Here is an 18,092-nt window from a genome sequence, read left to right on the forward strand (position 1 = left end):
TTTTCCGCGTAATATAGGGGCCAAAACGAGGTCGACCAATTGTGACGGCAATTCCGGCGCCTGCGGAGCCCCCCCATCGGCTGGCATCCCGCGCGGCAAACACGAAGGAAAATGCATGCCCAAAATCGCTCTCGTCGATGACGATCGCAACATTCTCACCTCGGTCTCGATGACGCTTGAAGCCGAGGGCTACAATGTCGCAACCTATACCGACGGCGCCTCTGGCCTCGAGGGCCTGACCAACGACCGGCCTGATCTCGCCATCCTCGACATCAAGATGCCGCGCATGGACGGCATGGAACTCTTGCGCCGCCTGCGCCAGAAATCGGACGTCCCGGTGATCTTCCTGACCTCCAAGGACGAGGAGATCGACGAATTGTTCGGGCTCAAGATGGGCGCGGACGATTTCATCACCAAGCCGTTTTCCCAGCGCCTGCTCGTCGAGCGCGTCAAGGCCGTGCTGCGACGCGCCGCCGCGCCCAAGGAGACCAGCCCGGCGCCCGCCAATGGCGAGGACAGCGGGGTACGCTCCTCAATCGAACGCGGCGCGCTGATCATGGATCAGGAGCGGCACACCTGCACCTGGAAGGGGCAGCGCGTGACCCTGACGGTCACCGAATTCCTGATTCTTCTGGCCCTCGCCCAGCGCCCGGGGGTCGTCAAGAGCCGCAATGCCCTCATGGATGCCGCCTATGACGATCAGGTCTATGTTGACGACCGGACGATCGACAGCCACATCAAGCGCCTTCGCAAGAAGTTCAAAAGCGTGGATCAGGCCTTCGACATGATCGAAACCCTTTATGGGGTGGGATACCGCTTCAAGGAGCAATAGTCCGGCTTGGACGTAACCGAGACCATCGAAGATACCCCTCCGCCCTCAAAGGCAGAGGAAAAGGCGCGCGCGGCCGCCGAGCGCCGTGCCGCGCGCAAACCGCTGCTGCGTCCGGTGTTCGCCTTTTTCCGGGGCCTGGGGCGGCTCATAAATTTCACCTTCTTTTCCTCGCTCACCCGCCGGATTGTCATCCTCAACCTCGTCGCGCTCGCGGCGCTGGTCTCCGGGATCATGTATCTCAATACCTTCCGCGCCGGGCTGATCGACGTGCGGGTGCAATCGCTGCGCGTGCAGGGCGAGATCATTTCGGCCGCCGTCGCGGCTTCGGCCACCGCCGATTCCAACGTCATCGAAGTCAATCCGGACCGGCTGCTCGATCTCTATATGGGCGAGTTTTCCTCGCCCTTTTCGTTTTTCGACCCCACGCTCGAGTTTCCCATCAATCCCGAGCGCGTGGCCCCGCTTCTGCGCAATATCGTTGCCCCGACCCGAACCCGCGCGCGGATATACGACCGCGACGGCATGATGATCCTCGATTCCAACGACATCTTCGCCAGCGGGGAAATCCTGCGCGCCCCCGGCCCGCCCCCCCAGACCAACGGCACCGGGTTTTTTCTTTTCGATGCCTGGAACTGGGTGGCGCGCTTCCTGCCGGGGGGCACCTATCCGCTCTATCAGGACTATCCCGCGACCGAGGGGCTGCGCTATCCCGAGGTCGCCTCCGCTCTTACGGGTTCGCCCGCCGATATCGTGCGCGTCGATGCGCGCGGCCAGCTCGTGGTTTCGGTGGCCGTGCCGGTGCAGCGCCAGCGTTCGGTGGTGGGCGTATTGCTGCTCTCGACCTCGCCTGGGGATATCGATGCGATCGTCTCCCAGGAGCGTTGGTCGATCCTGAGGATCGCGCTCGTTGCAGCGCTCGTCACCGGCTCGCTTTCGGCGCTGATGGCCGGGACGATCGCGGGGCCGATGCGGCGGCTTTCGGCGGCGGCCGAGCGCGTCCAGGCGTCGATGACCGCGCGCGAGGAAATTCCCGATTTCACCGACCGGTCCGACGAGATCGGACATCTTTCCGGCTCGCTGCGCGCCATGACCAACGCGCTCTACAACCGGATCGACGCCATCGAGCGTTTCGCCGCCGATGTTGCGCACGAGCTCAAGAACCCCCTGACCTCCCTGCGCAGCGCCGTCGAAACCCTGCCGCTGGCCAAGAAAGCCGCCGATCGCCAACGGCTGGTCGAAATCATCCAGCACGATGTGCGCCGGCTCGACCGGCTGATTTCCGACATTTCCAACGCAAGCCGGATCGATGCCGAGCTGGCGCGCGAGAATACCGAGCCCGTGGACATCGCGGGGCTGGCGCAGGCCATCGTCGCCATCCAGTCCGACCTTGCGGCCAACCGCGGGGTTTCGGTGGTGTTCGCGGAGAAAAAGGGAAAGGGCGGGCCGTTGGTGCTCGGCCATGACACGCGGCTGGCCCAGATCTTCACCAATCTCATCGACAATGCGGTTTCATTTTCGCCCGAAGGCGGCACGGTCGAGGTTCTTGTCGCGATCGAGGGTGATCGCGTGATTGCGCGGGTCACGGACGAGGGGCGGGGGATCGCGGACACCGAAAAGGTGTTCCAGCGTTTTTATACCGACCGTCCGGAAACCGAATCCTTTGGAGATCACTCGGGATTGGGGCTTTCGATCTCACGCCAGATTGCACAGGCGCATAAAGGCACGCTAGAAGCAGGAAACAGGGATGACGGGAGGACCGGCGCCGTGTTCACTCTAACCTTACCGAAAGCGAAGACGTGACGGAAAAGCATAACACTCACGGCACGGGAATCCTCATCGGCGATCACGGCATTCTGCTCACAGGCGTTTCGGGAGCGGGTAAATCGCTTCTGGCGCTCGACCTTATCGAACAGGCGCGGCTGCGGGGCGAAACCGCGCTGCTGATCTCGGACGATCGGGTTCTGCTCTCGACCGACGAGGACGGGCTCGTGATGGAGCCGGTTCCCACCATTGCGGGGATGATCGAATTGCGCGGGCGCGGGATCATCACCCTGCCCTATGCCCAATCGGCGCATGTACATCTGGTGGTCGACCTGGTCGACCAGGAGCATCGCCTGCTCGAGGAATCGGAAATGACCACGAAGATACACGGCATCTGGGTGCCGCGTTGCCCCGTGCCCCGGCGCGGGCAGATCGACGGGCTGCATCAGCGGTTTCTCGTTCATGCCGCGCTCAGGGCGCTCGGTGCCGGGATCGCGTGAATTTTTCCCGAAAAGGCTTGAAACGCGCGGCGGCGCGGTCAACACTCCGGACATGTCGCGGTGGGCCGGTTCAAACTACAGGGATTAGATAACCCCATGATTGGCATGGTCCTTGTGACCCACGGCAGACTGGCTGAAGAATTCCAATCTGCGCTTGAGCACGTCGTCGGCCCCCAGGAGGCTGTCGCTGCGGTATCGATCGGTCCGGACGACGACATGGAAGGCCGTCGCAACGACATCATCAAGGCGGTCGAAACCGTCGATGACGGCAAGGGGGTCGTCATCCTCACCGACATGTTCGGAGGCACGCCCTCGAATCTTGCAATCTCCGTGATGCAGGACCGCAATATCGAGGTCATTGCCGGGCTCAACCTGCCCATGCTGGTCAAGCTCGCCCGCATCCGGGGCGAGACCGAGATGCGCGATGCCGTGCGCCTTGCGCAGGAGGCGGGGCGCAAATATATCAACGTGGCCAACGACGTTCTGGGCAAATGAGCACAACCGGCGAAACCGACCGCGCAATCTGCCAGCGCCTGACGATCTGCAACAAGCGCGGCCTGCATGCGCGTGCTTCGGCGCGGTTCGTCCATATCGCCGATTATTTCGATGCCAATGTCACCGTCACGCGCGACGGGGTTACGGTGGGCGGCACCTCGATCATGGGGCTGATGATGCTCGCGGCCGGTCCGGGTTCGACCATTCTCGTCCAGGCGACGGGCCGGGAGGCCCGCCAGGCCATCGAAGCGCTGACCGACCTCGTCAACAACGGCTTCGACGAAGATAGCGAGGGCGCTGCCCGCGCCGAGGATTGAGGAAGCCCCGTCCGCGCATGGCGCGCGAACGGGGAGCTTAATCAGTCCGAGCCTCTGACGAGCGTGCGCGCGTTCACGAAGCGCTTCTGGTAGACAAACACCGCCAGCCCCACGCCGAGCCCCACGATATCGGACATCCAGCCACCCTGGATCATGGCCAGCGCGCCCGCGAGCAGCACGACGCGCAGGAGTTTGCCGAGGTTGCCGAAGAAATAGCCCTGGACTGCGGAGGAGAGCAGCAGGATGCCCAGCAGCGCGGTGATGAAGACATGGAGGATTTCGTGCCATTCGCCCTGCATGAGCAGTTCGTGCGAATAAAAGAACATGAAAGGCACGACGAATGCGGCAAGGCCGAGCTTGAACGCTTCCACCGAGGTCTTCATGGGGTCGGACCCCGATAGCCCGGCCCCCGCATAGGCGGCGAGCGCCACGGGCGGGGTGATGGCCGACATCACCGCATAATAGAAGACGAAAAAGTGGGCGATCAGCACCGGGATGCCGAGCTGGATCAGTCCGGGCGCAACCACCGCCGCGGCAACCGCATAGGCCGCCGTGGTCGGCATGCCCATGCCGAGGATGATCGATATGCACATGGCAAAGAACAGGGCAAAGATCTGGTTCTGTTCGGCAATGCCCAGGAGCAGCGAGGAGAACCGTGCGCCGACGCCGGTGAGAGCAATGACGCCGACAATGACGCCCGCCGCCGCGCACACCGCGACGAGCTGGATGCTCATCTTGGCGGCGAGTTCCAGCGCCTTGAGCACCGCGCGCGGGCCCATCTTGTAGGGCGTGAGCCATGAAACCACGGCCGCCGAGGCCATCGCCATCGTGCCGGCGCGGATCACCGAATAACCCGCAAAAAGCGTATAGATGAGGATGATGATGGGCAGGAACAGGTAGGCTTGCTTGGCCAGAACGGCGAATTTGGGCAACTCGCTCTTGGGCAGGCCCTTCATGCCCAGCTTGAGGGCCTGGAGATCCACCATCAGATAGACCGAAACGAAATAGAGCACCGCAGGGATGATCGCGGCAACCACGATGTCGGTATAGGGGATGCCGGTGACCTCGGCCATGATGAAGGCACCCGCGCCCATGATCGGGGGCAGGATCTGTCCGCCCGAGGAGGCCGTCGCCTCGATGGCGCCGGCGCTGCGCGCGGGATAGCCGACCTTCTTCATCAGGGGAATGGTGAGCGAACCGGTGGAGACGACATTGCCCGCCGAAGTGCCGTTGATCATCCCCATCAGGCCCGAGGCAAAGACCGCGACCTTTGCCGGCCCACCGCGCCAGCCACCGGCCATGGCGAAGGCGAAATTGACGAAATAGTCGCCCACGCGCGAGGCCTGGAGGAAGGCCGCGAAAGTGATGAAGAGGATGATATAGGTCGAGGAGACGGCAATCGGGTCGCCGAGAATTCCCTGGTCGGTAAAGATGTAGGTGAAGAACCGTTCGGGCGAATAGCCGCGATGGGTCAAAAACCCCGGCAGCCAGGGACCAAGGAAGGAATAGGCAATGAAGACGCCTGCAATGATCACGAGCGCAAGCCCGGCCACACGCCGGGTCAATTCAAGAATGAGGATCACGCCGACCAGCGCGGCATAGAAATCGGGGGCCTGCGCCAGCGCCGTGCCGGCGCGCAAGCGGATCGGCCCAACATTGAACAGGATGTAGCCCAGCACGGCGATCGATGCCGCTGCCAGCACCCAGTCGCTCCAGTGGACGCGCGACTTGGCGCGCTCGGGGAAGAACCAGCCGGCAACGAGTGCGGCAACCGTACCGACCAGAAGGGGAATGCCGAAGGTCTGGAAAACAAATGCCTGCGGTGCGCGCACACCGGCAAACCACAGCCCGCCCCAGGCGAAAACCACCATCGCGAGGCCATAGCCGACGCCCAGAATGCCGGCCCCCGCGAGGGCCAGTTCGAGCGGGCTCCGTTTTGCCGCCTGATTTTCGGCATCGGGCTTGAGGCTCAGCGCAGAATAGATGACGAAACCGAGGAACAACCCGCCCGAGAGGTGGATCATACGATAGGTCCACGTTTCAAGCGGGTAGAGGTTCATGATCGCGACGTGAAAGCCCGTATAGGCAATGCACAAGGCGACGAGAAACCAGTTCAGGCGCCCGCTGAGGTCGCGCTGGTTGGTGGCAAGCGGCTCCTCGTCGACGCCCTTGGCGATCATCGGGCCTGCATCGGTTGCCTGCGCCGTCTTTTCGGTCTGAACCATCTGATCTCCTCCCAGGCCGCGTAAGCGCGGCCGCTCAATCGGTTCCTGCAGAAACGGGTGGCAGAGCAACTGCCACCCGCAAGTTTTACCGGAAGGTTCCGCGCTTGTTAGCCGCGCAGTTCAGCCGGGATCTCCACGCCGATTTCATCGAAGTAGCGGACAGCCCCGGGATGATACGGCAGGAAGGTGTTTTTATCCACATTTGCCGGAACGGTTTCGGCCGCCGTCGCGTGGATCTGCACCATGCGCTCGGTGTTTTCCATGACGAGCTTGGTAATCTCGTAGGCGAGGCTCTCGGGCAGGTCGGCATGGGTGACCGCGAAATTCCAGAGGGCGATGGTCAGGGCGGGTTCGTCAAAGCCCTGATATGTGCCTGCGGGAACGTCGAACGCAGCGAGCTCGGGCCGGGCCTGAAGGATCTGGCCGCGCTGTTCTTCGGTGAAGCTGAAGATATTCACTTCGTTTTCAGCCGCGATCTGGGCAAAGGCCGCGATCGGCACGCCGGCGGCGAAGGCGAAGGCATCGATCAGACCATCCTTGACCTGGCTCACCGCGTCGTTGGCGCCCGAATAAGACACATCGGGAGACACGCCCACGATCTCGAAAAAGCGCGGCCAGTAGGTCGCAGCGGTGCCACCGGCGGGACCGACCGAGACGCGCTTGCCGTCAAGGTCGGCAACGTTCGAAATGCCCGAGGAGGTCAGCGCGACCGCCTGGAACGGCGTCTGGTACATCGGGAACAGCGCACGCAGGTTCTTGTGCTCAAGGCCGGGCGCAAGTTCGGATTCCCCAACCCAGGCTTCATAGGCCGGGCCCATGGTGACAAGCCCGATCTGGTGATCGCCGGTCTCGACGAGCGTTGCGTTCTGAACCGGGCCGCCGGTCACTTCACCGGAGGCGTTGATGCCGAGTTCCTCGGTAATCAGCCCACCGAGCCCGGTGCCGTAGATGAAGTAGGTGCCGCCCTGGCTCGCGGTGCCGATGGTCAGGCTCGAGGGCCAGCCCTCGCGGTCCTGTGCAAAGGCCGGGCTTGCGGCAAGCGCTGTCGCTGCCGCGAGCGCGGCAAGAGAAAGAAGACGCATCGATATCCTCCCATAGGATTTGGTCGCTGGGCATGATGCCCATCCGGTCCCCGGTTTGCCGGAGCCGGACATGGCCGCAATCAACGCCCTGGAGTGGCCCGCGCGCAACAGCCCGAATCCCGCGGGCTGCATTTTTTCCGCCCTTGGGGCCGGTCAATGGGTGGATTCGGTAACATTAGGCGTCGAGTACGGGTGGAAATCCACCCGTTCTAGTCGTCCCCTGCCGGCTCCCCGCCGAAGCGCGTGCGGTCGAGATCGTATTTCTGCATCTTTTCATAGAGCGACTTGCGCGAAAGCCCCAGCGATTCATAGACGGGCTTGAGGCTGCCACCATGGGCGATCAGCGCGTTCTCGATGACGCTTTTCTCGAACGCTGCGACCCTGTCGGCCAGCCGGGCGGGCGCGACGCCCCCATTGACGGCGCCCTGCTCGGTCACCGGCAGGCCCAGATCGAGGGCGTAGCGATCCGCCGCGTTGCGCAGCTCGCGGACATTGCCCGGCCAGTTGCGCCCGGCGATCGCTGCGATGACATTGGGCGGCACCGGCGCGGGGTCACGCCGGTAGCGCGCGGCGGCTTCGGTCAAAAGCTGCATGAAGAGCAGCGGGATGTCCTCGCGCCGCGCGGAAAGCGGCGGGATGTGAAGCGTTATGACGTTAAGCCGATAGAGCAGGTCGGCGCGGAAGCGCCCGGCCGCCACGTCGTCCTCGAGCCCTGTCTTGCTGGTGGCGAGAAACCGCACATCGAGGGGCAGCGGATCGTTGGAGCCCAGCCGGGTGATGACGCGATCCTGGATGACGCGCAGGAGCTTGCCCTGCACGTCGAGGGGCATCGAGCCGATCTCGTCGAGCAGGATGGTTCCCCCCTGCGCAAGCTCGAACTTGCCGAACCTTGCGCGCAGGGCGCCGGGAAAGGCGCCCGCTTCGTGACCGAAAAGCTCGCTTTCGATGAGGTTGGCGGGCAGCGCGGCGCAATTGATGACGATGAAGGGCTTGTTGGCGCGGGCAGACAGATCGTGCAGCGCGCGGGCCACGACCTCCTTGCCAGAACCGGTCTCGCCGACGATCAGCACATCGGCATCGGTGGGCCCTACGGTGCGCACCTTGCGCCTTAAATCGATCATGGCGTTGGAGCGCCCGATGAGGCGCTGCTCGACATCGTCGCGCTGGCCGGCGGCGGCGCGTAGCACGCGATTTTCGAGCACCAGCCGGCGATAGTCGAGCGCGCGGGTGGCGATCTCGGCGAGCTGGGAAGAGACGAACGGCTTTTCGATGAAATCGTAGGCGCCCTCGCGCATGGCACGCACGGCAAGCTGCACGTCGCCATGCCCGGTGACGAGGATCACCGGAATGTCGCGGTCGATCTCGTGCAGGCGGTTCATGAGGGTCAGCCCGTCCATCCCGGGCATGCGGATATCGGTGATGACGATGCCCTGGAACCCGAACCCGGCCAGCTCGAGCACGCGCTCGGGGTTGGAAAAATCCTTGACGTCGAACTCTGCAAGATCGAGCGTCTGGGCCGTCGAGAGCCTCAGCTCCTCCTCGTCATCGACCAGAAGTATGCGGCCCCAGCTCATTGGGCGGGCTCCAGCGCGGTGTCCGAGGTCTGCCCGGCGGGCTTGAGGACGATGGTGAATACCGCCCCGCCCTCGGGGTGGTTTTCGGCCCTGAGCTCGCCGCCGAAATCCTTGATGATGTTGTAGGAGATCGAGAGCCCGAGCCCCAGGCCCTTGCCCACGCCCTTGGTCGAAAAGAACGGGTCGAAAATGCGTCCGCCGAGCCCGGTCGGGATGCCCGGCCCGTGGTCGCGTACGGTGATGGTCACCGCGTCGTCGGTATGCCGCGCGGCAAGTTCGACCCGCTTGTCCTCGCCCTCGCTCACCGCATCGATGGCGTTGCCGAGGATATTGACCAGCACCTGTTCGAGCCGCACGGGCCCGGCAAGGACGCGCACCGGCACGTCGCCCAGATCGATCGTGAGCTCCGCCTCGCCGGCCTTGATCCGCCAGTCGATGATTTCGAGCGTGTCGCGCACCACCTCGCCGAGATCGATGGCGCTCAGGCGCTGGTTGGGCTTGCGGGCGAAATTGCGCAGGTGCCGCGAGATCGAGGCCATGCGGTCGATCAGTCCTGAAATGCGGGTGACGTTGCCGCGCGCATCCTCGATCCGCCCGCGTTCGATCAGCACCAGTGCGTTGTCGGCATAATTGCGGGCTGCCGAGAGCGGCTGGTTGAATTCGTGGGAAAGCGCCGCCGACATCTGCCCCAATGCGGCTAGCTTTCCGGCCTGGATGAGATCGGACTGGGTTTTTCTCAAGACGGCTTCGGTCGCTTTGCGTTCGCCGATCTCCTCTTCGAGCTTGGTGTTGACCGCGGCAAGCTCGGCGGTGCGCTCGGCGACGCGGCGTTCCAATTGCTCTTGCGCGGCCCGTTCGAGCTGGCGCCGCTCGCGCAGCCGCGCGCGACGCTGGAGATAGATGGCGGCGGAGAGCGTAATGAGCCCGACGACCAGCACGGCGAGGATCACGGCGGACAGTGCCTGGGCGCGGGCGGGGGTCGTGTCGAGCAGAACCTTCACCGTCCAGCCGGCCTCCGCCATTTCCTCGGTCAGCATCAGGAACTCGCGGAACGTTCCGCCATCCTCGACGAGCAACAATTCGTGGTCGGCATAGGCGCCGCGCGAGGTCGGCAGGTCGCGCAGTTGCGCATCGGCATAGCGCCTCGTCTCCGCCGTGCGTTCGAGCAGGTCGCCGGTGAGCGGGGGGACCGACATGAACAGCCAGTCGGTCTTGCTGGTCATGAAGATGACCCCCTCGGGGTCGGTCACGAAAATCTCGTAGTCCCCGCCGCGCCAATTGTCCTCAATGGCGTCGATGTCGATCTTGATGACCACCACACCAGCCACGTCGCCGCCGATGATCACCGGCGCCCCGAAATAGTAACCCCTTTTGAGCGAGGTCGTCCCGAGGGCGAAAAACCGGCCGGGCCTGCCCTCCATGGGATCAAGGAAATAGGGCCGATAGGCGAAATTGCCGCCCACAAAGGAGGTATCGGTATCGAAATTGCTCGCCGCCAGCGTGTCGCCATTGGGGAGCATGACGTAGAGGTCCGAGGATTCAAGCAGCGCGTTGATCGATTTGAGCCAGAGATTCATCTCCTCGACGAATTCGTCATCCCCGGGGTTGGAAACCAGCCGCCTGATGTCCTCATGATCGGCGAGGAGCTGGGGCAGGCGCTCGAAGCGGGCGAGATGCCCGCGCAGCACGGCCACGGCCAGCCTCAACGTGTTCTGGCCGCGCGCTTCGGCTTCGGAGAAATAGAACCGCGTCGCGTAGCTGCCGCCCCAGCTCACGATCATGACAAGCAGTACCAGCGCGATGGCGCCGGGCCATAGCCAGCGCCCGCGGGGGGTCGTCACTGCGGTCGTCTCGATCATACGCAAGCGTCGGTCATCCGATCGTGATGCAACTGGCGTGAACATGGTGCCGCTGCCAGCCTCATGCCCAGCCAGCGTCAGGCGCAAGGTACGCCACGAGCGAACGGGAGGTAAATAGGCGGCGTGCAGACGCCAGAAATGTGTACATGGCCGTCTCGGAGGCCCGCAATATTTGCTATGCAGCATAACATACAGCGCGTCGTTTCGCGAATAATGCGTTTCACCTCTTGGCGCATGCACGATCTTATGTATACAATTTCCCGAACGGGAACACGCCAGGGTGCGCAACCTATGCGCGGTCGTCCCGTCACAACGGAACCAAGGGAGGATTCCATGTTGGGAAGAACAGCGACGGTCGTGGTGCTGGGCCTGGGTTTGGCCTTCAGCACGGCCGCATCGGCGCAGGAGCCGCTCAAGATCGGCGTCATCCTGCCCTATTCGGGCCCGTTCGCGGACGCGGCAAATCAGCTTCAGGCCGGTATCGATCTTTATCTTGCAACGCATGGCAACGAGGTTGCCGGCCGCACCATCGAGATCGTCCGGCGCGACACGGGCGGCCCGGCGGCCGATGTGGCCCAGCGCCTTGCCCAGGAACTCGTGGTGCGCGACGGCGTCGACATCCTTGCCGGCTTTGCGCTGACCCCCGAAGCGCTCGGCGCGGCGCCGGTATCGGCGGAAGCGGGCAAGCTCATGGTGGTAATGAACGCCGCCACCTCAATCGTCACCGAGCAGTCGCCCTATATCGTGCGGACCTCGGTCACCATTCCCCAGCTCAATTACGCCTTCGGCCAGTGGGCGCATGAGGTGGCCGGGGTCGGTGAAGCCTATACGCTGGTGGCCGATTATGGCCCGGGACACGATGCTGAAGCTGCGTTCTCACGCGGGTTCACCGAAGCGGGCGGAACGGTCGTGGGGTCCGACCGCACCCCGGTCGCCAATCCGGACTTTTCGGCCTTTGTGCAACGGGTGCGCGATGCCAATCCCGAGGCAGTCTATATCTTCGTACCCGGCGGCGCCCAGCCCGCCGCCATCGGAAGGGCGCTGGCCGACCGCGGCCTTGCACCCCCCGACACAGCGATCTTCGCGCAGGGCGAGTTGACCCATCCCGAGGCTCTGGAATCGATGGGTGAAACCGCTCTCGGCATCATCACCACCTTCCACTACACGCTCGAACGCGACGACCCGCTCAACAACGAGTTCGTCGCCGCCTATACCGCCGCCAACAATGGCCGCGAACCAGACCTGTTCTCGATCGGGGGCTATGACGGCATGCACCTCATCTTCGAGGCGCTCAAGGCCACCGATGGCGATGCTTCCGGAGATGCGCTGGTCGAGGCCGCCAAGGGTATGAGCTGGCAGAGCCCGCGCGGCCCGATGTGGATCGACCCCGAGACTCGCGACGTCGTCCAGACGGTCTATATTCGCGAAATCCAGGATGTCGATGGCGAACTCCAGAACGTCATCATCCACGAGATCCCGGACGTCAAGGACCCACTGCACGGCAGCAACTAAGTTTGAACGGCACTTTTGGCTTTCCGCCTATCCGGGCGGAAGGCCCTTTCTCCCGGCTCCCTGCGGGATGGAGAATGGACGCGGGCAATCGGCGAAACGGCTTGCTTTCAGGTGGCTTCACCGAGCACTCCAACCTCTCCAGCCGTCATCACCCGGCTTGTCCGGGTAATGACGGAGGAAGCGGCGGTGCGTGGTCCAGCCGGGGCGAATTATGGTCTAATGCCAAAACGAAAATCCAGTAGGGGTCCGCGGTCATGACCGGCCAGATCGCCATTGTCTTGTTCGACGGCTTCGCCTTCGGGATGTTGCTGTTCCTGCTCTCGGTCGGGCTCTCGGTGACGCTCGGGCTCATGGGCTTCATCAACCTCGCCCACGGCGCGTTCGGGATGCTGGGCGGCTATGTGACGATATTGGCTATGCGCCAGCTCGGCCTGCCCTTCCTTGTCGCGCTGCCGCTCGCCTTCATCGCCGCCGCACTGGTTTCGGTGGTCCTCGAAAGAACGCTGTTCCGCAGGCTTTACCGGGCGGGCGAGCTTAACCAGGTGCTGTTCACCATCGGGCTGGTCTTTGTCGCCACGGCCGCGGCGACCTTTCTTTTCGGCACCGTGCAGCAGGTGGTCATCCTGCCGTCATGGCTGCGCGGTTCGGTGCAGTTCGCGGGGCTCAATTTCACCACCTACCGCATCTTCCTCATCGTTGTCGCATTGCTGGTCACCGCGCTTCTGGTGTTCGGCCTCGAGCGCACGCGGCTAGGCGCGCAGATCCGGGCTGCGGTGGATAACCAGCGGGTGGCGCAGGGGCTGGGCCTTAATGTCGAGCGCGTCTTTGCCATCACCTTTGCGCTGGGGAGCGGGCTTGCAGGGCTAGGCGGCGCGCTGGCCATCGACATCGTGGGGCTTTCGCCCTCCTTTGCCTTCCATTTCCTCGTTTACGTCCTGATCGTGGTTTCGGTGGGCGGGCTCGGTTCGATCACCGGCTCGTTCGTCGGCGCGGCGCTCTTGGGGATCGGGGATGTGGCGGGAAAATACTTCATGCCCGAGTTCGGTGGATTCTTCATTTACCTGTTCCTCGTGGCGATCCTTCTGGTCAGGCCGCTGGGCCTGTTCGGCAAGCGCTAGGAGGGATTCGAACGATGAGTGCAACCGACCCCACGACCGGCACCACCGATCCCAAGATCTGGATGCGCCGCCAGGGCCGCTGGTCGGCCTTTGAAATCCTCGCCTGGCTCGCGGCGCTGACCCCGTTCTTTCTGTTTCCCACCTATCTGCCGCTGGCCAACCAGATCGCCATCGCCGCGCTCTTTGCCATTTCGGTCGATCTGATCCTTGGCTATGCGGGGATCGTGACGCTCGGGCACGCCATGTTCTTCGGGCTTGGGGCCTATTTCGCCGGGATCATCTCGGTCTATGGGTGGGGCGAGCCGATCACCGGGCTTTTGATGGCCGGGGCATTTGCCGGGCTCATCGGGTTCATCGCCTCGTTCCTCATCACCCGCGTGCAGCACCTTGCGCTCATCATGGTGACGCTGGGCCTGGGCTTTCTGACCCTCGAACTCGCCAACGCCATGTCGTGGCTCACGGGCGGAACGGACGGATTGCGGGGCATGAACCGCTGGCCGGTTTTCGGCCAGTTCCGCTTCGATCTCTGGGGCTATACGTCCTACACCTATTCGCTCATCGTTCTATTTATCTGCTTCCTACTCAGCCGCCGGCTGGTCAACTCCTCTTTCGGGCTGGCGCTGCGCGGGGTGCGCGAGAACGTCAAGCGCATGCCCGCCATCGGCTCGGACCATAAATGGCACCTGCGCAAGATCTATACGATCTCGGCGGCAATTGCCGGGCTGGCCGGGGCGCTGATGGCGCAAACGACCAATGTGGTGACGCTCGATGCGCTCTCGTTCCAGCGCTCGGCCGATGTCGTCGTCATGCTGATCCTGGGCGGCACCGGGCGTCTCTACGGCGCGATCCTCGGGGCCTTCATTTTCTTGATGGCGCGTGACCAGCTCGCCGGGGTCAATCCGCAATACTGGTATTTCGGCATCGGCATTTTGCTGATGCTGGTCGTCCTGTTCATGCCCAAGGGGATATTGGGCTTTCTGTCGGGCCTTGTGTCGAGGCGCGGAAAATGAGCCCGATGACCGATGTTCTTGTCACCGAAGGGCTCAACAAGAGCTTTGGCAAGCTCGAGGTGACCCGCAACGTGTCGATCGCGCTGCCTCAGGGTGCGCGCCATGCGCTGATCGGGCCGAACGGGGCCGGCAAGACGACGCTCATCAACCTGATCACCGGACAGATCAGGCCCGATTCGGGCCGTATCGCGCTTGATGGCGAGGAGGTCACCGGCCTGGCACCTTATGCCCGCGTCAAGCGCGGGCTCACGCGGACCTTCCAGATCAACACGCTCTTTCCCGATCTCGCTCCCATCGAAGCGGTAACGCTGGCGGTCTGCGAGCGGGACGGGAAGGCCGGCCAGTTCTGGCGGCGGCTGCCCGCCCATGCCGATGCGATCGACGAGGCCTTTGCCATTCTCACCCAGCTCGGGCTTGCCGATGTCGCGATGCGCACGACGCGGCACCTGCCCTATGGGCAGCAGCGGTTGCTCGAAATCGCGCTGGCACTCGCCACACGGCCGCGCGTGCTCCTGCTCGACGAGCCGGCGGCGGGGGTGCCCAAGGACGAAAGCGCGGCGCTTTTTGCCGTCATCTCGGCGCTGCCCCAGGACATCTCGGTGCTGTTCATCGAGCACGACATGGACATCGTCTTCAAATTCGCCTCGCGCATCATCGTGCTCGTTTCGGGCGCGGTTCTGCTCGAGGCCGACCCCGAAACCGTGCGCAACGATCCGCGCGTGCGCGAAGTCTATCTCGGGCAGGGACATCATGGCTGAACCGCTCCTCCAGTTCAAAGGCGTCCGCTCGGGCTATGGCGAGGCGGTCGTGCTCGACGACATTTCGTTCGCGCTTGCCGCGCAAGGGTCCCTTGCGCTTTTAGGCCGCAACGGCGTCGGCAAGACGACGCTGCTTTTGACCGCCATGGGGTTCGTGCCGCTGGCACGCGGGGAAATCTTCTTTTCCGGCGCGGACATTTCGCACCTCGCGCCCCACAGGCGGGCGCGGGCCGGGCTCGGTTGGGTACCCCAGGAGCGCGACATCTTCCCATCGCTTTCGGTCGAGGAGAACCTCACCGTCGCCGCACGGCCCGGCCGCTGGGACGTTGCCGCCATTTATGCGCTCTTCCCGCGCCTCAAGGAGCGCCGCACCAATATGGGCAACCAGCTTTCGGGCGGCGAGCAGCAGATGCTCACCATCGCCCGCACGCTGATGACCAATCCCTCGCTGCTGCTTTTGGACGAGCCCTTCGAGGGGCTGGCGCCCATCATCATCGAGGAGCTGACGGCTGCGGTGAGGAAGATGGCCGAGGATGAGGGCATCGCCATCATCCTTGTCGAGCAGCATGCCGAGGTCGCACTCGCCCTCACCGAGAACGCCCTCATCATAGAGCGCGGGCGCATCGCCCACAGCGCAACCTCGGCCCAGCTGCTCAAGGACCGCAACACGCTCGACCGCTATCTGGGGCTAAAGCTCGGCGACGCCTAGAAGGGGCAAAAAAAGCCCGGCGCGACGGCCGGGCTCTTGTCCTGCCTTGGAAACTGTGGCTCTAGACCTCGCCCCAGATCGCCTCGGCGGTCTTGACCACCAGTTCGAGCTTGCGCTTCTGGTCCTCGATCGTGATGTCGTTGCCTTCCTCGGTCGAGGAGAAGCCGCATTGCGGGGCGATGCCGAACTGGTCGAGGTCGGCATATTTGGCCACCTCGTCGAACTTGCGCCTCAGATCGTCGATCGATTCGAGTTCGCCGGTCTTGGTGGTGATGAAGCCCGGCAGCACGCGCTTGTTGCCCTTGGGCAAAAGCCGCAGGGGCTCGAGTCCGCCGGCGCGCTCGGTATCGTATTCCATGAAATAGATGTCGACGCCGGTCTTGTTGAACACCGCGTCGGCCGCCGGGTCATAGGCGCCTTCGGCGATCCATGTGGATTTGAAATTGCCCCGGCACATGTGCATGCCGATCAGCATATCGTCAGGACGGCCCTCGATCGCATCGTGCATCATCTTGGCGTACTGGTCGATCAGCCAATCGGGATCGAGCCCCTCGGCCTGTTTTTCGGCGCGGATCTTGGGATCGCACAGATAGGCGAAAAAGATGTCGTCCATCTGCAGATAGCGGCACCCGGCGTCATAGAAGGCCTTGACGGCTTTCTTGTAGGCCTTGGCGAGATCGGCGAACAGCAGTTCGAGATCGTCGGCATAAGGCTTGTGGCCGATATCGGCCTTTGCCACACGGAAATGGCAGCAGGAGGGGCCGGGGATCGAGATCTTGGGCATCACCTTGGTGTTTTCAGCCACGAACCTGTAATGCGCGATCATCGGGTGATCGTCGGGAAAATCGACAGGTCCGGTGATGGTGGGGAAGATCGGCCTGGTGTTGGCGCCCTTGAAGTTGTGGCCGGTCGCGACATCGCGCTGGACGAACTTGAAGCCCTCGAGATCCTCCATGAAATCGTAGTGCCAGAACGAGCGGCGCAGTTCGCCATCGGTCACGACCGGCAGGCCGACATCTTCCTGGAGTTTGATCGCGTCGCGGATCGCACCGTCCTCGACAGCCGTCAGTTCGTCGCGACTTTTGGCCTCGCCGCCGAAGAACTTGGCGCGCGCATCCTTGACCGCCTGGCTGCGCAGGAGCGAACCGACGTGATCGGCACGGTAGGGGGGCGGCTTTACGGTCATGGGCATTCTCCTCAATCGACGCGCCGTGCTGGCGTTGACGCTCATGTACACAGGCTTGCCCCTGCCGGGCAAGCCTTACGCTCACGGCAGGCGCAATTGGCGCGGTGCTGTATACCGAATTTGGAGGCGCGCTAGCCGACGGCGGCCTTTACGGCCTCGCCGCCATTCTCGTTCATCCAGTTGGCCGCCGCCTTGATTCCCCCCAGGGGGAAGACATGCAACTGGGCAATGAGGCTGTCGGGGTTCTGCGCCTTGTGCGTGGCCAACCCATTGACGACCTCGGTCGGCTCATAGGGCACGAGCAGCTTGGTGATGTCTCGGGCGCGCTTCTGGAGCACGCCGATCGAGGGACCGACGCCGCAGCTCAGCGCGAACTGGATCAGCGTCTGGAGCTTGGCCGGGCCGGCGATGCCCACGTGCACGGGGAGGGTGACGCCCATCGCCCTGATGCGCTCGGCCCATGCGATCACCGCCTCCGCGTCGAAGGCGAACTGCGTGGCAATTGCCATTTGCGCATCGGTGCGGGTGGAAAAATCCTGCTTGAACATCAGGGCCGCATCGACATTGGCACTGCCCTGCGTGTCGATGTCCTTGTTGCCCTCGGGATGGCCGGCGACATGGAGATGGGTAAAGCTGTATCTGTCGAACAGCCCGGTCTCGATCAGCTGGATCGAACTCTCGAACGCGCCGCGCGGGCTGGCTATGCCGCCCCCCAGAAGAAGGGCCTGCCGGACGTCGGCGGCATCGCGGTAGCGCTTGATCCAGTCCTCGAGCGTTGCCTTGTCGGGGATCGATCGCGCCGGAAAATGCGGCATGACCGGAAAGCCCTCGGCGTGGAGCCGGGCGGCGGTGGCCAGCATGTCCTCGATGGGGGTGCCGTCGATATGGGCGATATAGACGCGGGTGCCTTCTGGAAGAATGGCGCGAAAATCTTCGACCTTGGCGGCGGTGCGCGGCATGACTTCGATCGAATAACCTTCGATCATCCCCGAAATCGCAGGGCTTTTCGGCTTTGCGTCCGTGTGCCGGGGCCCGAAATTCAAGATGGTCATGCCGATCCTCCATTTCATCGGTCTATGTATACAATGAACTGGCGAGGCAAATCAAGCGTGGACTCAAAACGCCCCGGAATTGCGAAAAAACTGCCGCATACG

At 63.5% G+C, this 18,092-nt stretch carries 16 protein-coding genes; 10 read left to right on the forward strand and 6 right to left on the reverse strand.

The genetic code is table 11. The annotated features are described in order from the left end of the window. Window positions 1–115 precede the first annotated feature (115 nt). The 5 genes from I2G20_RS12300 to I2G20_RS12320 all read left to right on the forward strand — a co-directional run bounded on the left by I2G20_RS12300 (window position 116) and on the right by I2G20_RS12320 (window position 3,905). Window positions 116–832 (forward strand): response regulator transcription factor, encoded by a 717-nt coding sequence (locus tag I2G20_RS12300; RefSeq protein WP_196260007.1) that lies wholly within the window; start codon window positions 116–118, stop codon window positions 830–832. A 6-nt stretch (window positions 833–838) separates the two neighbouring features. Further along, window positions 839–2,632: a sensor histidine kinase gene (locus I2G20_RS12305; RefSeq protein WP_196260008.1), complete on the forward strand. Its 1,794-nt coding sequence runs from the start codon at window positions 839–841 to the stop codon at window positions 2,630–2,632. Further along, a complete protein-coding gene (locus tag I2G20_RS12310) occupies window positions 2,629–3,093 on the forward strand; it encodes a hypothetical protein (protein WP_196260009.1) in 465 nt (154 codons plus the stop codon). The genes I2G20_RS12305 and I2G20_RS12310 overlap by 4 nt, the downstream gene beginning before the upstream one ends. A 96-nt stretch (window positions 3,094–3,189) precedes the next feature. Then, window positions 3,190–3,588: a PTS sugar transporter subunit IIA gene (locus I2G20_RS12315; RefSeq protein ID WP_196260010.1), complete on the forward strand. Its 399-nt coding sequence runs from the start codon at window positions 3,190–3,192 to the stop codon at window positions 3,586–3,588. Beyond that, window positions 3,585–3,905, forward strand: coding sequence for an HPr family phosphocarrier protein (locus I2G20_RS12320; RefSeq protein ID WP_196260011.1), 321 nt, complete (start codon window positions 3,585–3,587; stop codon window positions 3,903–3,905). The genes I2G20_RS12315 and I2G20_RS12320 overlap by 4 nt, the downstream gene beginning before the upstream one ends. A 41-nt stretch (window positions 3,906–3,946) precedes the next feature. Here I2G20_RS12320 and I2G20_RS12325 read toward each other — a convergent pair whose 3' ends face one another. The 4 genes from I2G20_RS12325 to I2G20_RS12340 form a co-directional block, all read right to left on the reverse strand. After that, the gene (locus tag I2G20_RS12325; RefSeq protein WP_246473049.1) at window positions 3,947–6,130 is read right to left on the reverse strand and encodes a TRAP transporter permease; all 2,184 of its coding nucleotides are present in this window, start codon (window positions 6,128–6,130) and stop codon (window positions 3,947–3,949) included. Window positions 6,131–6,237: 107 nt separating this feature from the next. Beyond that, entirely contained in the window at window positions 6,238–7,212 is a 975-nt protein-coding gene (locus I2G20_RS12330; protein WP_196260012.1) for a TAXI family TRAP transporter solute-binding subunit, read from the reverse strand. A 209-nt stretch (window positions 7,213–7,421) separates the two neighbouring features. Then, a complete protein-coding gene (locus I2G20_RS12335; protein ID WP_196260013.1) occupies window positions 7,422–8,786 on the reverse strand; it encodes a sigma-54-dependent transcriptional regulator in 1,365 nt (454 codons plus the stop codon). Further along, on the reverse strand, window positions 8,783–10,567 hold the full coding sequence (locus tag I2G20_RS12340; protein WP_196260105.1) for a sensor histidine kinase: 1,785 nt from the start codon (window positions 10,565–10,567) through the stop codon (window positions 8,783–8,785). The genes I2G20_RS12335 and I2G20_RS12340 overlap by 4 nt, the downstream gene beginning before the upstream one ends. Window positions 10,568–10,978: 411 nt before the next feature. On the opposite strand from I2G20_RS12340, the gene I2G20_RS12345 reads away from it, so the two are divergent. The 5 genes from I2G20_RS12345 (at window position 10,979) to I2G20_RS12365 (ending at window position 15,752) form a co-directional block, all read left to right on the forward strand. Then, window positions 10,979–12,157: an ABC transporter substrate-binding protein gene (locus I2G20_RS12345; protein ID WP_246473050.1), complete on the forward strand. Its 1,179-nt coding sequence runs from the start codon at window positions 10,979–10,981 to the stop codon at window positions 12,155–12,157. A gap of 254 nt (window positions 12,158–12,411) precedes the next feature. Then, the gene (locus I2G20_RS12350; RefSeq protein WP_196260014.1) at window positions 12,412–13,275 is read left to right on the forward strand and encodes a branched-chain amino acid ABC transporter permease; all 864 of its coding nucleotides are present in this window, start codon (window positions 12,412–12,414) and stop codon (window positions 13,273–13,275) included. A gap of 14 nt (window positions 13,276–13,289) precedes the next feature. Next, window positions 13,290–14,285 (forward strand): branched-chain amino acid ABC transporter permease, encoded by a 996-nt coding sequence (locus I2G20_RS12355; protein WP_196260015.1) that lies wholly within the window; start codon window positions 13,290–13,292, stop codon window positions 14,283–14,285. Window positions 14,286–14,290: 5 nt separating this feature from the next. Continuing rightward, window positions 14,291–15,043, forward strand: a complete 753-nt coding sequence (locus tag I2G20_RS12360; RefSeq protein ID WP_196260016.1) for an ABC transporter ATP-binding protein — start codon at window positions 14,291–14,293, stop codon at window positions 15,041–15,043. After that, window positions 15,036–15,752 carry an ABC transporter ATP-binding protein gene (locus I2G20_RS12365; RefSeq protein ID WP_196260017.1) on the forward strand — a complete coding sequence of 239 codons (717 nt, stop codon included), beginning with the start codon at window positions 15,036–15,038 and terminating at the stop codon, window positions 15,750–15,752. Before I2G20_RS12360 ends, I2G20_RS12365 begins: the two co-directional genes overlap by 8 nt. A 61-nt stretch (window positions 15,753–15,813) precedes the next feature. Here I2G20_RS12365 and I2G20_RS12370 read toward each other — a convergent pair whose 3' ends face one another. Continuing rightward, complete coding sequence (locus I2G20_RS12370; protein WP_196260018.1) at window positions 15,814–16,938, reverse strand: 5-methyltetrahydropteroyltriglutamate--homocysteine S-methyltransferase; 1,125 nt, start codon at window positions 16,936–16,938, stop codon at window positions 15,814–15,816. A gap of 131 nt (window positions 16,939–17,069) precedes the next feature. Continuing rightward, window positions 17,070–17,990, reverse strand: coding sequence for a methylenetetrahydrofolate reductase (locus tag I2G20_RS12375; RefSeq protein ID WP_196260019.1), 921 nt, complete (start codon window positions 17,988–17,990; stop codon window positions 17,070–17,072). Window positions 17,991–18,092 lie beyond the last annotated feature (102 nt).

It is taken from the genome of Pelagibacterium limicola, assembly GCF_015694405.1.
Taxonomy (GTDB): domain Bacteria; phylum Pseudomonadota; class Alphaproteobacteria; order Rhizobiales; family Devosiaceae; genus Pelagibacterium; species Pelagibacterium limicola.